This is a genomic window from Sphingobium lignivorans (genome assembly GCF_014203955.1).
GTDB classification, from domain to species: Bacteria; Pseudomonadota; Alphaproteobacteria; order Sphingomonadales; family Sphingomonadaceae; genus Sphingobium; species Sphingobium lignivorans.
Window position 1 is genome coordinate 3,422,366 of record NZ_JACHKA010000001.1, and the last position, 17,000, is coordinate 3,439,365.

The 17,000-nt window shown below is 66.9% G+C and carries 19 protein-coding genes; 10 read left to right on the top strand and 9 right to left on the bottom strand.

The features are described from left to right. Positions 1-94 precede the first annotated feature (94 nt). Positions 95-649: a dCTP deaminase gene (gene dcd / locus HNP60_RS15765; protein WP_014077555.1), complete on the top strand. Its 555-nt coding sequence runs from the start codon at positions 95-97 to the stop codon at positions 647-649. Positions 650-783: 134 nt separating this feature from the next. After that, positions 784-1,587 (top strand): metallophosphoesterase family protein, encoded by an 804-nt coding sequence (locus tag HNP60_RS15770; protein ID WP_184155641.1) that lies wholly within the window; start codon positions 784-786, stop codon positions 1,585-1,587. 82 nt (positions 1,588-1,669) lie between these two features. Here the strand turns inward: HNP60_RS15770 and ctrA are convergent, their stop codons facing one another. Together ctrA and HNP60_RS15780 are read right to left on the bottom strand one after the other, a co-directional pair. Continuing rightward, positions 1,670-2,377: a response regulator transcription factor CtrA gene (gene ctrA / locus HNP60_RS15775; protein WP_014077557.1), complete on the bottom strand. Its 708-nt coding sequence runs from the start codon at positions 2,375-2,377 to the stop codon at positions 1,670-1,672. 184 nt (positions 2,378-2,561) lie between these two features. Further along, positions 2,562-3,569: an acyltransferase family protein gene (locus tag HNP60_RS15780; protein WP_184155644.1), complete on the bottom strand. Its 1,008-nt coding sequence runs from the start codon at positions 3,567-3,569 to the stop codon at positions 2,562-2,564. Between the two features lie 23 nt (positions 3,570-3,592). Between HNP60_RS15780 and HNP60_RS15785 the strand changes: the two genes are divergently transcribed. From HNP60_RS15785 to HNP60_RS15795, 3 genes are all read left to right on the top strand, one after another. Beyond that, entirely contained in the window at positions 3,593-4,327 is a 735-nt protein-coding gene (locus HNP60_RS15785; RefSeq protein WP_184155646.1) for an RluA family pseudouridine synthase, read from the top strand. Beyond that, positions 4,320-4,724 carry an alternative ribosome rescue aminoacyl-tRNA hydrolase ArfB gene (gene arfB, locus HNP60_RS15790; RefSeq protein WP_184052912.1) on the top strand — a complete coding sequence of 135 codons (405 nt, stop codon included), beginning with the start codon at positions 4,320-4,322 and terminating at the stop codon, positions 4,722-4,724. Before HNP60_RS15785 ends, arfB begins: the two co-directional genes overlap by 8 nt. 125 nt (positions 4,725-4,849) lie before the next feature. Next, a complete protein-coding gene (locus HNP60_RS15795; RefSeq protein WP_338056760.1) occupies positions 4,850-5,521 on the top strand; it encodes a TrmH family RNA methyltransferase in 672 nt (223 codons plus the stop codon). A 290-nt stretch (positions 5,522-5,811) separates the two neighbouring features. On the opposite strand, the gene HNP60_RS15800 is transcribed toward HNP60_RS15795, so the two are convergent. After that, positions 5,812-6,687: a hypothetical protein gene (locus tag HNP60_RS15800; protein ID WP_184155649.1), complete on the bottom strand. Its 876-nt coding sequence runs from the start codon at positions 6,685-6,687 to the stop codon at positions 5,812-5,814. Between the two features lie 157 nt (positions 6,688-6,844). Between HNP60_RS15800 and HNP60_RS15805 the strand changes: the two genes are divergently transcribed. Together HNP60_RS15805 and HNP60_RS20070 are read left to right on the top strand one after the other, a co-directional pair. Next, entirely contained in the window at positions 6,845-7,333 is a 489-nt protein-coding gene (locus tag HNP60_RS15805) for a GAF domain-containing protein (RefSeq protein ID WP_184155652.1), read from the top strand. A gap of 151 nt (positions 7,334-7,484) precedes the next feature. After that, positions 7,485-8,486 (top strand): RcnB family protein, encoded by a 1,002-nt coding sequence (locus HNP60_RS20070; RefSeq protein WP_260394951.1) that lies wholly within the window; start codon positions 7,485-7,487, stop codon positions 8,484-8,486. A 54-nt stretch (positions 8,487-8,540) separates the two neighbouring features. On the opposite strand, the gene HNP60_RS15815 is transcribed toward HNP60_RS20070, so the two are convergent. From HNP60_RS15815 to HNP60_RS15840, 6 genes are all read right to left on the bottom strand, one after another. After that, a complete protein-coding gene (locus HNP60_RS15815; protein ID WP_184155654.1) occupies positions 8,541-9,320 on the bottom strand; it encodes an arginyltransferase in 780 nt (259 codons plus the stop codon). 170 nt (positions 9,321-9,490) lie between these two features. After that, entirely contained in the window at positions 9,491-10,147 is a 657-nt protein-coding gene (locus tag HNP60_RS15820; RefSeq protein WP_184155656.1) for a molybdenum ABC transporter ATP-binding protein, read from the bottom strand. Beyond that, on the bottom strand, positions 10,137-10,829 hold the full coding sequence (gene modB / locus HNP60_RS15825; RefSeq protein WP_184155658.1) for a molybdate ABC transporter permease subunit: 693 nt from the start codon (positions 10,827-10,829) through the stop codon (positions 10,137-10,139). Before modB ends, HNP60_RS15820 begins: the two co-directional genes overlap by 11 nt. Before the next feature lie 85 nt (positions 10,830-10,914). Continuing rightward, positions 10,915-11,664 carry a molybdate ABC transporter substrate-binding protein gene (gene modA, locus HNP60_RS15830; RefSeq protein ID WP_260395077.1) on the bottom strand — a complete coding sequence of 250 codons (750 nt, stop codon included), beginning with the start codon at positions 11,662-11,664 and terminating at the stop codon, positions 10,915-10,917. A gap of 165 nt (positions 11,665-11,829) precedes the next feature. Continuing rightward, a complete protein-coding gene (locus HNP60_RS15835) occupies positions 11,830-12,210 on the bottom strand; it encodes a winged helix-turn-helix domain-containing protein (protein WP_184155662.1) in 381 nt (126 codons plus the stop codon). A 58-nt stretch (positions 12,211-12,268) separates the two neighbouring features. After that, on the bottom strand, positions 12,269-13,528 hold the full coding sequence (locus HNP60_RS15840; protein WP_184155664.1) for a threonine ammonia-lyase: 1,260 nt from the start codon (positions 13,526-13,528) through the stop codon (positions 12,269-12,271). A 55-nt stretch (positions 13,529-13,583) separates the two neighbouring features. Between HNP60_RS15840 and HNP60_RS15845 the strand changes: the two genes are divergently transcribed. From HNP60_RS15845 to HNP60_RS15855, 3 genes are read left to right on the top strand one after another with little or no spacing between them, the layout of a single operon-like run. Continuing rightward, the gene (locus HNP60_RS15845) at positions 13,584-14,453 is read left to right on the top strand and encodes an NAD(P)-dependent oxidoreductase (RefSeq protein ID WP_184155665.1); all 870 of its coding nucleotides are present in this window, start codon (positions 13,584-13,586) and stop codon (positions 14,451-14,453) included. Beyond that, entirely contained in the window at positions 14,450-16,117 is a 1,668-nt protein-coding gene (locus HNP60_RS15850) for an amidohydrolase (protein ID WP_184155668.1), read from the top strand. The genes HNP60_RS15845 and HNP60_RS15850 overlap by 4 nt, the downstream gene beginning before the upstream one ends. Beyond that, entirely contained in the window at positions 16,114-16,920 is an 807-nt protein-coding gene (locus tag HNP60_RS15855) for a class I mannose-6-phosphate isomerase (RefSeq protein ID WP_184155671.1), read from the top strand. The genes HNP60_RS15850 and HNP60_RS15855 overlap by 4 nt, the downstream gene beginning before the upstream one ends. Positions 16,921-17,000 lie beyond the last annotated feature (80 nt).

Consider the following 17,000-nt stretch of genomic DNA (forward strand, 5'->3'; position numbering starts at 1 on the left):
AGCTGCCGGCGCACCGCCGCAAGAGAGGGCAAGCAGCGCGCGTCCCGCGAAGGAGACTGGCCTTCCCCGCGCCGAGCGGCTAGCACCGCGCGCTATGGCCATACTCTCCGACAAGTGGATTCGCGCGCAGGCTCAGGAAAGCGCCATGATCGAGCCGTTCGTGGAAAATCAGCGGCGCGAGGGCTGCATCAGCTACGGCCTCTCCTCCTACGGCTATGACGCGCGCGTGGCGGACGAGTTCAAGATCTTCACCAATGTCGACAGCGCGGTCGTCGACCCCAAGGATTTCGCGTCCAACAGCTTCGTCGACCGCAAGACGGACGTGTGCATCATTCCGCCCAACAGCTTCGCGCTGGCCCGCACGGTGGAATATTTCAGGATCCCGCGCGACGTGCTGGTGATCTGCCTCGGCAAGTCCACTTATGCGCGCTGCGGCATCATCGTGAACGTGACGCCGCTCGAGCCCGGTTGGGAAGGCCATGTGACGCTGGAATTCTCCAACACCACGCCGCTCCCCGCGAAAATCTATGCCAATGAGGGCGCCTGCCAGTTCCTCTTCCTGCAGGGCAACGAGCCTTGCGAGACGAGCTATGCCGACCGCGCCGGCAAATATATGGGGCAACGCGGCGTCACGCTGCCACGGCTTTAAGGGCCCGCCCCCGACGGCGATCCAAGCACGGAGGCGGCGGAGCGACATGGCGACCGCGCGTCGCGCCGGGCTCATTCGCAGCCGCAACAATAGCTCTGGCCCTGAGGCCATGCCTGCCATTATAATGGCCGGGCATGTTCGGCCTTTTCAGAGCGAAGTCCGCACCGGACCTTCTCGTCGATCCGCCCCATCTGGGCGAGGGGCGCCGGGTCTACGCGATCGGTGACATTCACGGCCGCCTCGACCTGTTGAAGGACCTGATCGACATGATCGCCGCCGACGACCATGCGCGCGGCGCCAGCGGTACGACCGAACTCATCATGCTCGGAGACTTCGTCGATCGTGGCCCGGAGAGCGCGGGCGTTCTCGATTATCTCCTGCGATTGCGGACATGGTGGCCTTCGATCACTTGCTTGCAGGGCAATCACGAGGAGGTCTTCCTGATGGCGGCCCGCGGCGACGAGGCGGCGCTGCGGTTCATGACGCGCATCGGCGGCCGGGAGACTCTGCTGAGCTACGGCGCCACCGAGAATGATCTCGACCAGATGACGCTGGGCGAACTGCGCGACTGGCTGATGGCCGCCGTGCCCGACGCGCATCTGCAGTTCATGGAGAGCATGGCGGACCGGGTGCTGATCGGCGATTATGCCTTCGTCCATGCCGGCATTCGGCCACGCGTCCCGATGGAGGAGCAGGAAGGCAAGGACCTGCGCTGGATTCGCGAGGAATTTCTGAGCTTCGAGCAGCCCCACCCCTATTTCGTCATCCATGGCCATTCGATCACGTCCGGCGTCGATCAAAGGGGCAATCGGATGGGGATCGACACCGGCGCCTATGCCTCGGGGGTTCTCACCGCGGTCGGGCTGGAAGGCAACGACCAGTGGTTCCTCAGCACCTCAGGTCCGGGCACCGGCGATTTCTCCGGCATCGACGACTGACCGGATAGCCGGGATATGACAAAGCCGGCGGATCGCTCCACCGGCTTCGCTAATCGGGAGATTTCAGGAGCGCCGCCGCGCGTCAGGCGACCTGCGTGAAATCGTCGATCGCCTCATCGGGATCGCGCAGCACATAGCCACGACCCCAGACGGTCTCGATGTAATTCTCGCCGCTGCAGGCCAGGCTGAGCTTCTTGCGCAGCTTGCAGATGAAGACGTCGATGATCTTGAGTTCCGGCTCGTCCATGCCGCCATAGAGATGATTGAGGAACATCTCCTTGGTGAGCGTGGTGCCCTTGCGGAGCGAGAGCAGCTCCAGCATGGCATATTCCTTGCCGGTGAGGTGAACGCGGTTGCCGTCCACTTCCACGGTCTTGGCGTCGAGATTGACGGCGAGCTTGCCGGTGCGGATGACGGACTGGGAATGGCCCTTGGACCGGCGAACCACGGCATGGATGCGCGCCACCAGCTCTTCCTTGTGGAAGGGCTTGGTCACATAGTCGTCGGCACCGAAACCGAAGGAGCGGACCTTGCTGTCCATCTCAGAGATGCCCGAGAGGATCAGGACCGGCGTCTGGACGCGGGCGCTGCGCAGCTTCTTGAGCACGTCATAGCCGTGCATGTCCGGCAGGTTCAGGTCGAGGCAGATGATGTCGTAATCATAGAGCTTGCCGAGATCGAGACCTTCCTCGCCCAGGTCCGTCGTATAGACGTTGAACCCTTCGGTGGTCAGCATGAGTTCGATCGCCTTGGCGGTCGTCGGTTCGTCTTCAATCAGCAGCACGCGCATATGCTAGCCCCTCTGTTCGATCGTCCGGCGCGCCTTACCCGGCATGGCAGGCCCGAGCGCAATTATTAACCATATGAGGTATGAACGCAAAAGGTTAATTTTGGGTAAAGTGGCTTGTCTCCGCGAGTCGCGACTGCTTGACGGCGAAAGTCACGCCGATCCGGAGGCGTGGCTTAAGACGCCCTCACCGCGCGTTGCCGGGCTCGCCGAGCAGAAGCCGGCGCCCCACAGACGATTGCCGGATCAGCGCATCCAGCGCCAGCGATGCGCCCAATGCGAGGGGAAGGAGAACGGCCTTCGATGCATAAGGCGAAAGATAGTGAATGAAGGCGACGTGCGCATACATCACGGTCAATGAGCGTCGCCCGACCCAGCCGAGAGACGCCAGAGCCGGACGGGGCAGTCCCCGGACGAGCGCGGCAAGCGCCACCGTGACCGCGAAGGCGCCTGCCAGCGAAAGCACCGGCCAGCCCAGATCGCCCACTTTCATGTTGATGGGCGGGAACCATGCGAAGACGATCACCGTCGTCAGGGCGCTGGCAACGAGGACAGGAGATGCGAGCGGATCGCGCAGGCGCCAGAGGCCCCCGGCCCACATCAGCAGCACGGCGCCGGGCACGGACAGGAGCGCCAGCGGCGAATGCGCCGTCATCGCCGGCAGGAGGAATGAAAGCGCCAGCACGCCGGCCATCAATCCCGCGACGCGCGGGCTCGCCGCCGGGCGCGCTCCGGCGATCACGCCATTCCAGACAAGACGCGACACGAACAGGCAGGGGATGAACCACAAGATCGTGAACGGCCCCCGCAGCGTCTCGGGCGCCAGAAGGATTGTCGCCAGCCCCGTCCCCCAGTCCGGAAAGATCGGCCGTACGCCCCGCGCCCCCTCGATAGCGAAATCAGCCGCGAGCAGCAGGAGCGAGAAACCGAGGAACGGGAGCCCCAGCCCTCGCGCGCAGGACCGCAGCAGCGCGCCCCATGGCCGATGCTGCGCCGTATAGCCCGAGAGAATGAAGAAGAACGGCATGTGAAACGCATAGATGCCGTCGCGCACGGCGCCGCGCGTCCAGACATGGCCAGCGACCACCGCGATGATCCCGAGTCCCTTGAGCGCGTCCACCCAGTCCAGCCGCGCGGAGGCCGCCGTGCCGGCCCTCGCCTCCCCCGTCATGCGCTTGCTGCTTCCCCCGCTCATGGGCACGGCCTATAGGCTCGTTCATGGCAGTCAACTCACGATCGCAACACCACTCCGGCGGCCTTTCGCCGATCACTGACCGCGTGCTCTTCATCGATGGCGAAGCGATCATTCTGGACAAGCCGGCCGGCCTGCCGGTCGATCCTCCGCGCGATGGAAGCCTCAGCCTTCACAATCATCTGGCGTCGCTGACCTTCGGCTTCGAGCGCTGGCCTGTCGCGGTCCACCGGCTGGACCGGGATACCAGCGGGTGCCTGCTGCTCGCGCGCAATCCCAAGGCCGCCAAGCGCTTCACCGAGGCCTTCGAGGCGCGCGCGGTGGAGAAGAGCTATCTCGCGGTGGTGGATGGCGTGCCCGATGCGCCGGAAGGGGTGATCGATCTGCCCCTCGCCAAGCGGAGCACGGCCGCGACCGGCTGGCGCATGGTGCCCGATGCGGCCGGCAAGCAGGCCGTGACGCACTGGCGGCTGCTGGCTGCGCGGGATGGCCGCGCGCTGCTGCGCTTCACGCCGGAGACCGGACGCACGCACCAGCTGCGCGCCCATTCGCTCCATGGCCTGGGCTTCGGCATTCTTGGCGATCCGGTCTATTCGTCCGGTGCCGACCCGCTCTGGACCGGCGGATTGCTGCTGCACGCCCGCAGCCTTTCCATGCCGCGCCCGGGCAAGGCCCCCGCCGCAGCGATCGCGCCAGTGCCGCCCCGCTTCGCCCAGGCCGGCTTTCCCGACGCAGAGGCGCTGGACAGCTCCGATGTCTGACCGGATCATTCCGGACGAGGCTCTTGAAGAGCGTTTCATCACGGCAAGCGGGCCCGGCGGCCAGAATGTGAACAAGGTGGCGAGCGCGGTGCAGCTGCGCGTCGATGTCTTCCGCCTCGGCCTTTCGCCGGAAAGCTACCGGCGGCTGAAGTCCATCGCCGGATCGAGACTGACCGCGAGCGGCACGCTGGTCATCCTAGCCCAGCGCTTCCGCACCCAGGAAGCCAATCGCGAGGATGCCCGCGCCCGCCTCATCGCCATGCTCGACAAGGCGGACGAGCGCGAGGCCCGCCGCATTCGCACAAGGCCTTCCAAGGCCGCCAAGGCCCGCAGGGTGGACGCCAAGAAAGCCCGCAGTACCGTGAAGGCGGCGCGCACGCGCGTGCGGATCGACTAGGTAGGGCGGACGGTTTAGGCCCGACAAATGGTCTGCTGTTGGGTCGCCCTGGTAGCCAGCGCCGTGGCTGATTAGTTGTGGAAAGCGGACCTTGGTCCTTTGCCGCTGCTCGGGTATTGGATGCGGTGATCGGCGGAGGTGGCGGAGTGACAGCGGAACAGACGGCTGAGGGGAAGCGACCAGCGCGGCAGCGTGCCGATCGGATCAGAGACTTTCGCTGCAAGAACTTGATTGTCGTGATCGAAGAGCCGGAGAACCCCCGCAACATCGGCACCATCATACGGAACGTAAACGCCTTGGGGGCGGAGAAGGTCTATGTCGTAGACCCTCGTCGAGTTCTTTCCGATGACTGGCAAGAATTGCGCAGTGAGCCAAAGCTATCCAAGCTCTCTGTGTCGGCGGTGAAGTGGACGTTTGTGAAGAGTTTCGCCAGCGCCGAAGAGTGTCTTGCACACCTTGCCAAAAACCGGTTTGTATCTATTGCCACATCCCCTCACATTAAAGGCAAGACCAACAAGTTCCTTCATGAGGTGGACTTTGCCGAACACGCCAAACTGGCGGTTTGGTTCGGTAATGAAGCGCGAGGGTTGAGCGATCTGGCTATCTCACAGTGCGAGATGTGCATCAGCATACCGATGTTCGGTATGATCGAGAGCCTCAATCTCGCGACCAGTTCGGGCATCGTTTTGTATGAAGTGACTAAGCAGAGACGCGAGTATGCAAGCCGGTATCGGTTGCGTGATCATAGAGGCAGGCGCGACACGCCTTTGCCCACCATCTTGGAGCCAGATCGGTAGGCCACACAAATGTCCGCAAAGTCGTCATGACCCGAATGGCGGCTTCGGGAAGGAAAATGCCGTATAACCGCCGTTTCCCAACGCCAGCGAATTTGTCCACGGTGCCCTCGAGCACTGGCGAATGCGGGTGTGGCCGGGGTTTCCTCAGGCTCCTCGTTCGAATATGTTGAGGCCGGACGCGATATCTTTGCGACCCGGCTCGCTTTTCCGTTCTCCCAATCCCCTTTCACCTGAACAGACCACCGGGAACCGGCCGATGGCGGGCCCAAGGAAATGGCCTGCCGCACCCCTCAGAACGGCGAAGGGCTGGCTTCCGGCGCGGCCGGGCTCGGCAACGGGGATGGGCGGCTCTCGGATGGCGGTGAGGCGGATGGCGCGGGAGCCGGGGCGGGCTGCACCAGCTTGGGAGCGGACGAACGGCTGGGGCTGGGGCTAGGCCGGGGCTGAGGCTTGGGCTTCGGCGGCGTGACCGGTTCGGCAACGGAACGTCGCACGGGCTCGCTGCGCTGACGCTGCGGGGGCGGCGCGCCCGTCGCGCGGGCTGCCGGCGTGGCGGCCGCTGGCTGCGGCTCTCCAGCGGGTGCGGCATTGTCCGGCTGCGGCAGGTCCGCCTCCGCCTCGGCAGGCGCCGGCTCGGGAATGGTCACCGCGACGCCGGCAGGAGACAGGCCGTCGGCGACATGCCCCGCTCCGGTCAGCAACAGGGCAAGCGAGACGAGGGCGAGAAACGACGTCACGGCCAGCCACAGCGCGCCCATGCGCCGAACCAGCTGCGCCGATGACAGGCTCTCCTCCGATGGCGCGCCCGTGGCGGCAACCTCTGCCCAATGGGCCATGGCGAGGCGGATCGACCGCGTCACCGGGATCATCAGCGCCAGCCCCGCGATCGCGGCAAGCAGCGCCGCCATGACGCCGCCGAAGAAGAGCGCGAGAAGCATGGGGCGGCCCACCGGTGCATCCGGCACCAGACCCGCCAGGCACAGCCAGATGCCACCGCCATTCAGCGCCACGAGCATCGTGAGGAGCCAGCGATACAGCGCCGAAGCCTCGCCGATCAGGCGGGTGAGCCCTTCGCCCAGCCGCTCGACGCCGCGCCGTCCGACTTCCCGCGCCAGCGCGCCGGTCGCCTCGCCCCTGCCGATGTCGCCTTCGCTTGCCGGACCCATGGCGCTCCCTGTCGTCGCAATGCCTCGACCGCTGCTGATGACCCCGGAAAGGCCGAACTGCAAGCGCGAACAGCTACGGGGCGGGCGGTTTCCGGCTATCGCATCTCCCCTGTCAAACAGGCTGGCGAGCGGGCGTCCAACGGCCTACATGCACGCCATGTACGACTTTGCCCCGACGGCCTCCGCCGACAAGCCCGCGCTTTATGCCGACCTCGTCCTGGCCGCCCGGGCCATCGTGGACGGTGAACCCGATCCGATCGCCAACATGGCCAATGTAGCAGCGCTGGTCTGGCAATTCCTTCCGGACCTCAACTGGGCAGGCTTCTACCGGCTGATCGGCGATGAGCTGCTTCTCGGCCCCTTCCAGGGCAAGGCGGCCTGCATCCGCATTCCGCTGGGCAAGGGGGTGTGCGGCACGGCGGCGGCAACCCGCCGGACGCAGCGGGTCGAGGATGTCCATGCCTTTCCGGGCCATATCGCCTGCGATGCCGCCTCCGCCTCGGAGATCGTCGTTCCCGTCCTCCATGGCGAGCGGCTCATCGGCGTGCTGGACCTCGATAGCCCCCTTCCCGCCCGCTTCGATCAGGCCGATGCCGAAGGACTGGAAGCGCTTTGCGCGGCCATCTCGTCGGCACTTGTCGGCTGAGGCACGGCCGATCGCGCCGCCAGGCCCGAACCAGATCGGGACAGGTGCCGGGACGAGCGGCATGGAAAGAGCCATGCACGGCTGCTAATTCCGCACATGACCAGCGGTTCGCGAAGGGAAGCGAGCCCGCGAGGAAGCGGAAGGCGGCGCCATGCGGATCCATCATATCATCGGCCTGATGGCGAGCGCGGCGTGCCTGCCTGCGACACCATCGCTGGCGCAGCCCTCAGGGCCGCATCCCGCCCCGGCGGTCACGCCTCCCCCGCCTCACCTCATGACACCGCATCATGCCGACTGGAACCGGAAGGTCGAGGGGCGCTGGTGGGCGGGACATGAGGCGCCGGGCGGCTGGTCGGCCTATCGCACGCCCGTCAACGGCTTCATCCTGCCCGGCTACTGGCTGCAGCCCGGCTATCACATCGCTGATCCCGAGCGATACGACCTCCCGCAGCCGCCGCCGGGCTATGGCTGGTCGCGCTACTATGACGATGCCGTGCTCACCGACACCTATGGCAGCGTCCATGAGTCCCGCATCGGCTATGACTGGGACCGTCCCGGGGGCTACAGCGATGCCGGTTATCGGTATGACGCTGCGCCGGAGGAGATACGCCGGGACGATACGGGCCGCATGGTTGCCGGCGCAGCGATCGGCGGAGTCGCTGGCGGCCTGATCGGCAGCGCCATTGCCGGGCCGGGCAACCGCACCGGCGGCGCCATCCTCGGCGCGGGGCTGGGCGCGGTCACTGGCGCGGTCGTCGCGGATGCAACGGCCGGGCCGCGCGGAGACATGAGCTACGCCCCGGCTCGGGGAGGTCTGTCGGCTGCGGAGCAAAAGCTCCTGCGCGAGGAAGCTCGCCAGCGCCGTAAGCTCGACACGCTGGCGCGCAAGGCAGGCTATACCGATTATGACGCATTCCTGCTCGCCCGCGCTGCATATGACGGAAGGCACGCCTCCCCACCGCTGCACCGGGCGCCGCACTGGGCCATGACGGGCGGGCCGGAATATACCGTCTCCCGGCAGGGTGTCGTTGCTTCGCCGTCGACGCCGCGCGTTAACACCCGGCAACTGCCCGGCTATTATGCCGATGGATATTATTATCCGGGCGCGACCATCACCACGATCACGATCGATCCCGGCGGCTCACCGCCCTGAGCCCGCATGCCCCGACAGACGTGAAGCGCAGCGACCGGGAAGTCCGCCGGTGGCTCAGCTCTGAACGAGCTTCTTCTCCGCTCCCGGGATCAACGACGGCTCGAACCGTTCCCAGCCGGCGCGGCCGAGCCGCTCGATCGGCTGATAGCGGACCTTGTAGTTCATCCGGTCCGAATTCTCGACCCAGTAGCCCAGATAGACATAGGGCAGGCCGGCACGCTGGGCGCGCAGGATATGGTCGACGATGATGAAGCTGCCAAGCCCCGGCCGATCCGCATGGTCCGGATCGAAGAAGCTGTAGATCATCGAGAGACCATCGCCCTGCTTGTCCGTCAGGCAGGCGCCGATGAGCCGTCCGGGACGGCCATCCTCGCTGTTCGCCGGCTCACGATATTCCACGACATAGGTCTCGACCGGCGTCTGCTCGACCATGTCGGCAAAGTCGATCTCGTCCATCTCGGTCATGCCGCCATTGGGGTGACGTGCCGACAGATAACGCTGCAGCAGGGCGAACTGCTCGTCGGTGGACCAGGGTTTGCAGGCTCGCACCACCAGATCGCTGTTGCGGCGCACGAGGCGGCGCTGCGTTGCGTTCAGGCGGAATTCGTCGGCGACGATGCGCACGGAAACACAGGCATTGCAGTCCGTGCAACTCGGCCGATAAGCGACGTTCTGGCTGCGACGAAAGCCGATGCGACCGAGCGCATCGTTCAGTTCCGAGGCATGCTCGCCGGCAAGCTCGGTGAAGACTTTGCGTTCGGTCCTCCCCGGAAGATAGGGGCAGGGACCGGCATTCGTCATGAAGAAACGCGGAAACCGGAACGCTGCGCTCACATCGTCTCCCTGCGGCAATGGGCCGATGACTCAACTGGAAAGACTATGCCCATATAGCGGCATCGTGAAAAGACCATTTACTCCGTCTCCTGGCCGGAACCGTCATCGGGTTGCCCCTGGGCATCGAAATCCGCGTGGGCATGCAAGGGATTTTGCGACGCTTCCGCCCCTCAGCCGCCCAGCGGGATGATGGCGCAAGCCAGACGCGCCACCTCGCCCGAATCGTGACTGACGTAAAGGATCGGCAAGCCAAGCTCGTCGCGCACCCGCTCGATGACGCGCAGTATCTCTTCCCGGCGCGCCGCGTCGAGCGAGGACAGCGGTTCGTCCATGAGCAGGAAGCGAGGCCCGCTGAGCAGGGCCCGGCCGATGGCGACCCGCTGTGCTTCCCCGCCGGACAACGTGCGTGGCCAGCGATGCATCAGATGGTCGATGCCGAGAAACTCGACCGTCTGCTCGATGCCGATCCAGCGCTCGGCCGGTGGGGCCAGCCGCCACCCGTAAAGGAGATTGTCGCGCACCCGGCGATGCGGGAACAGCCGGCCATCCTGAAAGACATAGCCGGCCCGGCGCCGTTCGGGGGGGAGATCGATGCCGGACGCACTGTCGAAGAGCACCTGCCCCGCCACCGCAATGCGTCCCCGGTCGGGTCGCAGCAGCCCGGCCACCATGTTGAGCACGGAGGTCTTGCCGGCGCCCGAGGGGCCGAACAGGGCGGTCAGACCACCCCCGCCCGACTGGCCGGCGCTCTTCGCGCTGTCCCCCGGTGCGCGCAGGGCTATGCGCGTGTCGCCGAGCCGCCGCTCGACATCGATCTCAAAGGACATGGCCGCCCTTCCCCTGCCCCATGCGGCGGGCCAGCACTTCCGAAAGGACCAGCGCGCCGAGCGACAGCAGCACCGCGATGGCGGCCAGGCGCGTCACCGCGGCTTCGTTGCCAGGAATCTGCAAGGCACTGTAGATGGCGATGGGGATCGTCCGCGTCTCGCCGGGAATGTTGGATACGAAGGTGATCGTCGCGCCGAACTCGCCGATCGATCGCGCGAAGCCGAGCACGGCACCGGCCAGCAGGCCCGGCGCGGCAAGCGGAAGCGTGATGGAGAAGAACACGCGCGCAGGCGAAGCGCCCAGCGTGCGCGCTGCCCCCTCGAGCCGCCGGTCCACGGCCTCGATCGAGAGACGCATCGCGCGGACCATGAGGGGCAGCGCCATGACCGCCGCCGCCAGCGCCGCGCCGGTCCAGCGGAACATGAAGCTGACGCCGAACCAGTCGGCCAGCCACCGCCCCGCCGGACCGTTGGCACCGAAGGCGATCAGCAACAGCCAGCCGGTCACGACCGGCGGCAGCACGAGCGGCAGATGCACCAGCGCATCGAGCAGCAGCTTGCCGGGGAAGCGCCCGCGCGCGAGCAGCCAGGCGAAACCGAACGCGAGCGGCATGGTCGCGAGCACCGCGACGATGCTGACCCGCAGCGAGAGCAGAATGATCTCCCATTCCTCTGCCGTCACGGCGCGGACCGGACATAATAGGACACATGAAACGGACTGTGCAGCGTGCGCTCCCCTACCCTTGGCCAGGCCAGTGCCATCGCCCTCATCGGACCGGAAATCCTCGCCGGGCAAAGATGGCCTTGCCTTCGCGCGACAGCAGGAAACGGCGGAAATCCTCGACTTCCGGATGTCTGGCGTCCCGCAGGATCGCCAGCGGATAGACGATCGGCGGATGCGTCCCGGACGGGAACACGCCCACGATCCGCACGCCGGAAGACGCGCGCGCGTCGGTTTCATAGACGACACCTAAAGGGGCCGCGCCACGCTCCACCAGCGCGAGAGCGGCGCGCACATTCTCGGCGCGCGCCACGCGGGCTTCCACGCTGCCCCAGACGCCGAGCGCGGCCAGCGCAGCCTTGCCATATTTGCCGGCGGGAACGGCGTCGGGATCCGCCATGGCAAGGCGCCCCTTGCCGAGCGCGCGGGCGAGCGGAAAGCCACGGGCAATCCGCAGCGTGACCGCACTGCGCGCCGGGGCGATCAGCACCAGTCGGTTGGTGAGGAAGTCCGCGCGCGAGCCGGGCCGGAGCAGGCCCTTGCCCGCGACATGATCCATCCATGCCTCATCAGCCGACACGAAGAGATCGGCAGGCGCGCCCGCCTCGATCTGACGCGCGAGCGCAGGCGATGCGGCGAAGGACAGCACCGGCGCGGCATGGCGGCGCGCTGCCCAGGCCCGCGCCGCATCGTTCATCGCTTCCTGCAGGCTGGCGGCGGCAAGGACCAGAGGCCCACGCCGCTGGGCCTGTGCCTGCGCGGCACCGGACAGCAAGGCCGAGGCGAACAGCAGCAGGCAGAGAAACGAACGGACCTTCAAAGGCAGGATCCCCGGTGAGCGGCTCGATCAGCTATAGCTCGGCGTATACAGCAATGCATGGGCAGGGCAATTGCGCGTCACGCAACGAACGACCCGGCATCTAAGGTCACGAAGGATGGACGCCCCCCCTGCCCCGGCCGCTCAGCCCTTCTGTGTCACGCGGGGCGCCGGCAGCATCGCGGCTTCGAGCGCGGCATGGTCCGGGCAGTGGGATGCGCTGTCGAGCCGGGCCTGCAGGGCCCGATAATGCGCAAGCACCGCCGTGCCGAACGGCGTCACGCGTGCGCCGCCCCCATGGGCACTGCCGGGCGAGGTTTCCACCAGCGGCTCGCGCCAGCAGCGATTCATGGCATCGACCAGCAGCCATGCGCGACGATAGCTCATGTCCATGGCGCGTGCGGCGCCTGAAATGGAGCCATGGGCGCCAATGGCATCGAGCAGGTCCGCCTTCCCCGGCCCCATCGCGATCTCGTCCCCGCAATAGAGCTGGATCTTGAGCTTGAATGGGCCTGGCGCGGTCATGCCGCGATCCTAGAGGCTTTTCGCCACGCGCGGAAAGTCTGTTCGCGCGGCAGATCGTTCAGGCGAGTTCGACCGGCGTGACTTCATAGCCGCCATCGACCAGCGCTGCGATGAGGCGGCGCAGATGCGCCTCGTCGCGCGTCTCGCATTCGATATCGGTGATGAGGCCCTTGGCCGGAAGCGAGGTGAACACGCGCTGGTGATAGACCTCGATGATGTTGACCTGCTGCTCGTGGAAAATGCGCGAGACATGGTAGAGCGCGCCCGGCCGATCCTGCAGGCGGATGCGCAGGCGCGCGAGCCGCCCGGAGCGCGCCAGATCGCGCAGCAGCACATTGGCGAGCAGGCGCGTATCGATATTGCCTCCGCAAAGCACCAGCCCGACGGTCCGGCCCGCGAACATGGCCTTGTGCTCGATCAGCGCCGCAAGACCGGCCGCGCCCGCGCCCTCGACCACGGTCTTCTCGATCTGCAGGAGCAGGCTGACCGCCTGTTCCAGCGCCCGCTCGCTCACCAGCACGACATCGTTGGCCAGCGCCTCGACGAAGCGCCGGGTGAGCTTGCCCGGCTCCTTGACCGCAATGCCTTCCGCCAGCGTGTCGCCGCCGGTCGGCAAGGCGACATGCTTCACGAAATCATACATGGAGGGATAGAGCTCGGCCTGGACGCCGATCAGTTCGATACCCGGCTTGAGCGCGCGCGCGGCCGTACCCATGCCGGAGAAGAGGCCGCCGCCGCCGATGGGGATGACCAGCGTGTCGACATCCGGCGCGTCCTCCAGAAGCTCGAGCGCGACCGTGCCCTGGCCGGCAATGATGTCCGGCTCGTCGAAGGGATGCACGAAGGTGAGGCCGCGCTCTGTTTCCAGTTCGCGGGCATGGGCATTGGCCTCGTCGAAGGTCTCGCCGAACAGGACGACGGTGGCGCCATGCCCTTCCGTCTGCATCACCTTCACCAGCGGCGTGGTCTGGGGCATGACGATGGTGACCGGCACGCCAAGCCGCGCGCCATGATAGGCAAGGCCCTGCGCATGATTGCCGGCCGAGGCGGCGATCACGCCCTTGGCGCGCGCCATGTTGTCGAGCAGCAGCAGCCGGTTGAGCGCGCCGCGCTCCTTGTAGGCGGCGGTGAACTGATGATTCTCGAACTTGAGATAGACCGTCGCGCCAGTGAGGTTGGACAGCGTCTTGCTGACCAGCGTGGGTGTGCGCACGATCGAGCCGCCAATCCGCTCCCGCGCCGCGCGGACATCGGCAATGGTCACCGGCAGCGCCTGCGCGCCGGCCGGCAAGGGCTCTATCGTCTCGATCCTGTTCATGGCGGGCGCCCTATCCCATCTGGCGCTTCCTGAAAACAGGCTCTATGCCCGCCTTATGGCAAAAATCGCGTTTATCGGGCTGGGGGTGATGGGCGCGCCGATGGCAGGGCATCTTGCCAGAGCGGGACACGAACTCTCCGTATTCAATCGATCGATGGGCAAGACCCAGGCATGGGTGGACCGTTATGGCGGCATCGCGGCGATCAGCCCGGCGCAGGCGGCGGAAGAGGCCGACATCGTGATCAGCTGCGTGGGCACGGACGACGATCTCGCCGCCGTGACCATCGGGCGCGACGGCGCGTTCCGCACGCTGCGCTCGGGCGGCCTCTATGTCGACCACACGACCGTCTCCGCCCGGATCGCGCGGCAACTCGCGCTGGAAGCGGACAGTCGCGGCCTGCACTTCGTCGACGCGCCGGTCTCGGGCGGCCAGTCCGGCGCGGAGGCGGGCACGCTCTCCGTGATGTGCGGCGGCAGCGCGCCGGCGGTGGAAGCCGCGCGGATCGTCATGCAGAGCTATGCCGCGCGCGTCGTGCATTGCGGCGAGGCGGGCGCCGGGCAGACCACCAAGATGGTCAACCAGATCTGCATCGCCGGCGTTCTGGAGGGCATCTCCGAAGCGCTGCGCTTCGCTCAGGCATCCAAGCTCGATCTTGCCCGGGTGCACGAAGCGATCTCCGGCGGCGCGGCGCAGAGCTGGCAGCTGGACAATCGCTGGCAGAGCATGGCCGAGGACCGGTTCGACTTCGGCTTCGCGATCGAATGGATGCGCAAGGATCTCGGCCTCGCGCTGGACGAGGCGAAGGCCATCGGCGCGACGCTGCCGGTGACGGCGCTGGTGGATCAATATTATGCGGAAGTGGTAGCGATGGGTGGAGGACGGCAGGATACGAGCGCATTGGTGAGGCGCCTGCGCAAGCCATGATCCCGTTCCGCGTCCGGCCCCTGATTGCCGCCTTGCTCGCCGCCTGTACCCCCGTCACGCTTCAGGCGAGCGGCCTCATCGACAATGTGAACGGCATCACCGTCGACGAGACGGGCGACCTCGTCCATTTCACCGGCCTCCTGATCGACGGCGAGGGCCGCGTGGAGAAGCGGCTGGCGCGCGGCGAGAAGCGCCCCGAGCGGCCGGACTTCCGCTATGACGGCAAGGGGCGCACGCTCATCCCGGGCATGATCGATGCGCATGGCCACGTCATGGATCTCGGCTTCACGCGCCTCAACCTCGACCTCAGCGACACCAAGTCGCTGGAGGAGGCGAAAGCGAAGATCGCTGCCTTCGCCGCCGAGAATCCCTCGCGCCCGTGGATCCTGGGCTTTGGCTGGAACCAGGAAGTCTGGGGCCTCGGCCGTTTCCCCACCGCTGCCGATCTGGACGGACTGGCGGAAGGCCGGCCGATCTGGCTGGAGCGCGTGGACGGCCACGCCGGCTGGGCCAACACGGCCGCACTCGCCGCCGCGAAGATCACCGCCACGACGAAGGCCCCGGCCGGCGGGCGGATCGAGATGGCGGGCGGCAAGCCGGGCGGCGTGCTGGTCGACAAGGCCATGGCGCTGATGCAGGCCGTGGTCCCGACGCCGCAGCCCAAGGATTATGACGCGGCGCTGATCAAGGCGCAGGACGCGCTGCTCGCGCGCGGCGTGACCGCCATCGCCGACATGGGCACCACCATAGAGGCCTGGCAGGCCTACCGCCGGGCAGGCGACTGGGGCGCGCTGCGCATCCGCATCATGGGCTATGCGCGCGGCATGGATCAGGCGACGCTGATCGCCGGCCCCGGCCCCACGCCCTGGCTCTATGACGATCGGCTGCGGCTGGGCGGCGTCAAGCTGATGATCGATGGCGCGCTCGGCTCGCGTGGCGCGGCGCTCAAGGCGCCTTATGCCGATGCGCCCCGGGAAAGCGGCCTGCCGATGCTGACATCGACGCAGCTTCGCAACCAGATGAGTCGCGCCGCGATGGACGGCTTCCAGCTCGCAGTCCACGCCATCGGCGACAAGGCCAATGCCGAGCTGCTCGACGCGATCGACGAGCTCAGCTTCACGTACAAGGGCGACCGGCGCTGGCGCATCGAACATGCCCAGATCGTCGACCCCGCCGACCTGCCCCGCTTCGCGCAGCATGGCGCCATCGCGTCCATGCAGCCGCAGCACGCCACGTCCGACTGGTCGATGGCCATCGCGCGCATGGGGCAGGAGAGGCTCGGCGGCGCCTATGCCTGGAAAGCCATGCTGGACAACAAGGTGCCGCTCGCCTTCGGCTCGGACGTGCCGGTCGAGCCGGCCGATCCGTTCATGGGGCTGCGCGCCGCGCTCACTCGCGTCGATGGCAACGGCCAGCCGCTGGGCGGATGGATGCCCGAGCAGCGCCTCTCGTTCGCGCAGGCCCTGCGCGCTTATGGCTGGGGCGCGGCCTATGCCGGCTTCGCCGAGCAGCGTTTCGGCAATCTCGCACCGGGCCAGCGGGCTGACTTTGTTATCCTCGACCGCGATGTCGAACTGGCGGCACCGCGCGACCTGCCCGCCACACGGATCGTCGAAGTATGGATTGGCGGGCAGCGCACGATCATGAAGGACGACGAGCCATGAGCGCTGTCGAGCTGACGACCAAATATGTCGAGAAGCCCTGGGGCCGGACCACGCTGCCGGCCATCTTCCCCGATGGCGGCGGGCGTCGCATCGGCGAGGTGTGGTTCGACGGGCCGGAGGGGCGCCACCCGCCCCTGCTCGTCAAATATATCTTCACCAGCGAGAAGCTTTCCGTGCAGGTGCATCCCGATGACGCGCAGGGGCGCGCGCGGGGTCTGGCGGGCGGCAAGAGCGAATGTTGGCTGATCCTCGATGCCGAGCCGGACGCGACGCTCGGCATGGGCACGCGCATGAAGCTCGACGACGAAACGCTGCGCGCTGCCTCGCTCGACGGGCGGATCGAGCAGCTGATGGACTGGAAGTCGGTGAAGCCGGGCGACTTCTTCTATATTCCGGCGGGCACAGTCCACGCCATCGGCGCCGGCGTGACGCTGGTCGAGGTCCAGCAGAATGTGGACGTCACGTACCGCCTCTATGATTATGGCCGCCCGCGCGAGCTGCATCTGGAGGACGGTGTCGCGGTCAGCGTGGCCGAACCCTATGCCCGCGCGCCCGTGAACATCGAGACCATGGCGCAGGCCAGTCTGCTGGAGCGCGACGAAGCGCCGTTCCGGCTCGCGCTCGAGACGCTCCAGCCCGGCGCGCGCGACATCGGCGGCGATGGGCCGTGCTGGTTCATTCCGCTCTCGGGCAGCGGCACCCTCGACGGGAAACCTTGGGAAGGTGGCCAGTGCTGGCTCGTCGAGGGCGGGGCCCGGCTGGACGTCGCCGAGGCCACCCGGGCACTGATCGCCAGCCTCTGAACGCCAGTCCTATTTCCAGACATTATCAACGATCCAGGAACGAATGGCCAAAATCAACTAGCACTGACCGCCGGTTGCGC

Excerpts from the sequence above, each read along its gene's own strand:
- dcd (WP_014077555.1), top strand. The coding sequence starts at position 95 with ATGGCCATACTCTCCGACAAGTGGATTCGCGCGCAGGCTCAGGAAAGC.
- arfB (WP_184052912.1), top strand. The coding sequence starts at position 4,320 with ATGTCTGACCGGATCATTCCGGACGAGGCTCTTGAAGAGCGTTTCATC.
- HNP60_RS15855 (WP_184155671.1), top strand. The coding sequence starts at position 16,114 with ATGAGCGCTGTCGAGCTGACGACCAAATATGTCGAGAAGCCCTGGGGC.
- HNP60_RS15850 (WP_184155668.1), top strand. The coding sequence starts at position 14,450 with ATGATCCCGTTCCGCGTCCGGCCCCTGATTGCCGCCTTGCTCGCCGCC.
- HNP60_RS15800 (WP_184155649.1), bottom strand. The coding sequence starts at position 6,687 with ATGGGTCCGGCAAGCGAAGGCGACATCGGCAGGGGCGAGGCGACCGGC.
- HNP60_RS15780 (WP_184155644.1), bottom strand. The coding sequence starts at position 3,569 with ATGAGCGGGGGAAGCAGCAAGCGCATGACGGGGGAGGCGAGGGCCGGC.
- HNP60_RS15845 (WP_184155665.1), top strand. The coding sequence starts at position 13,584 with ATGGCAAAAATCGCGTTTATCGGGCTGGGGGTGATGGGCGCGCCGATG.
- HNP60_RS20070 (WP_260394951.1), top strand. The coding sequence starts at position 7,485 with ATGCGGATCCATCATATCATCGGCCTGATGGCGAGCGCGGCGTGCCTG.
- HNP60_RS15820 (WP_184155656.1), bottom strand. The coding sequence starts at position 10,147 with ATGTCCTTTGAGATCGATGTCGAGCGGCGGCTCGGCGACACGCGCATA.
- HNP60_RS15840 (WP_184155664.1), bottom strand. The coding sequence starts at position 13,528 with ATGAACAGGATCGAGACGATAGAGCCCTTGCCGGCCGGCGCGCAGGCG.
- ctrA (WP_014077557.1), bottom strand. The coding sequence starts at position 2,377 with ATGCGCGTGCTGCTGATTGAAGACGAACCGACGACCGCCAAGGCGATC.
- HNP60_RS15785 (WP_184155646.1), top strand. The coding sequence starts at position 3,593 with ATGGCAGTCAACTCACGATCGCAACACCACTCCGGCGGCCTTTCGCCG.
- HNP60_RS15835 (WP_184155662.1), bottom strand. The coding sequence starts at position 12,210 with ATGACCGCGCCAGGCCCATTCAAGCTCAAGATCCAGCTCTATTGCGGG.
- HNP60_RS15805 (WP_184155652.1), top strand. The coding sequence starts at position 6,845 with ATGTACGACTTTGCCCCGACGGCCTCCGCCGACAAGCCCGCGCTTTAT.
- HNP60_RS15770 (WP_184155641.1), top strand. The coding sequence starts at position 784 with ATGTTCGGCCTTTTCAGAGCGAAGTCCGCACCGGACCTTCTCGTCGAT.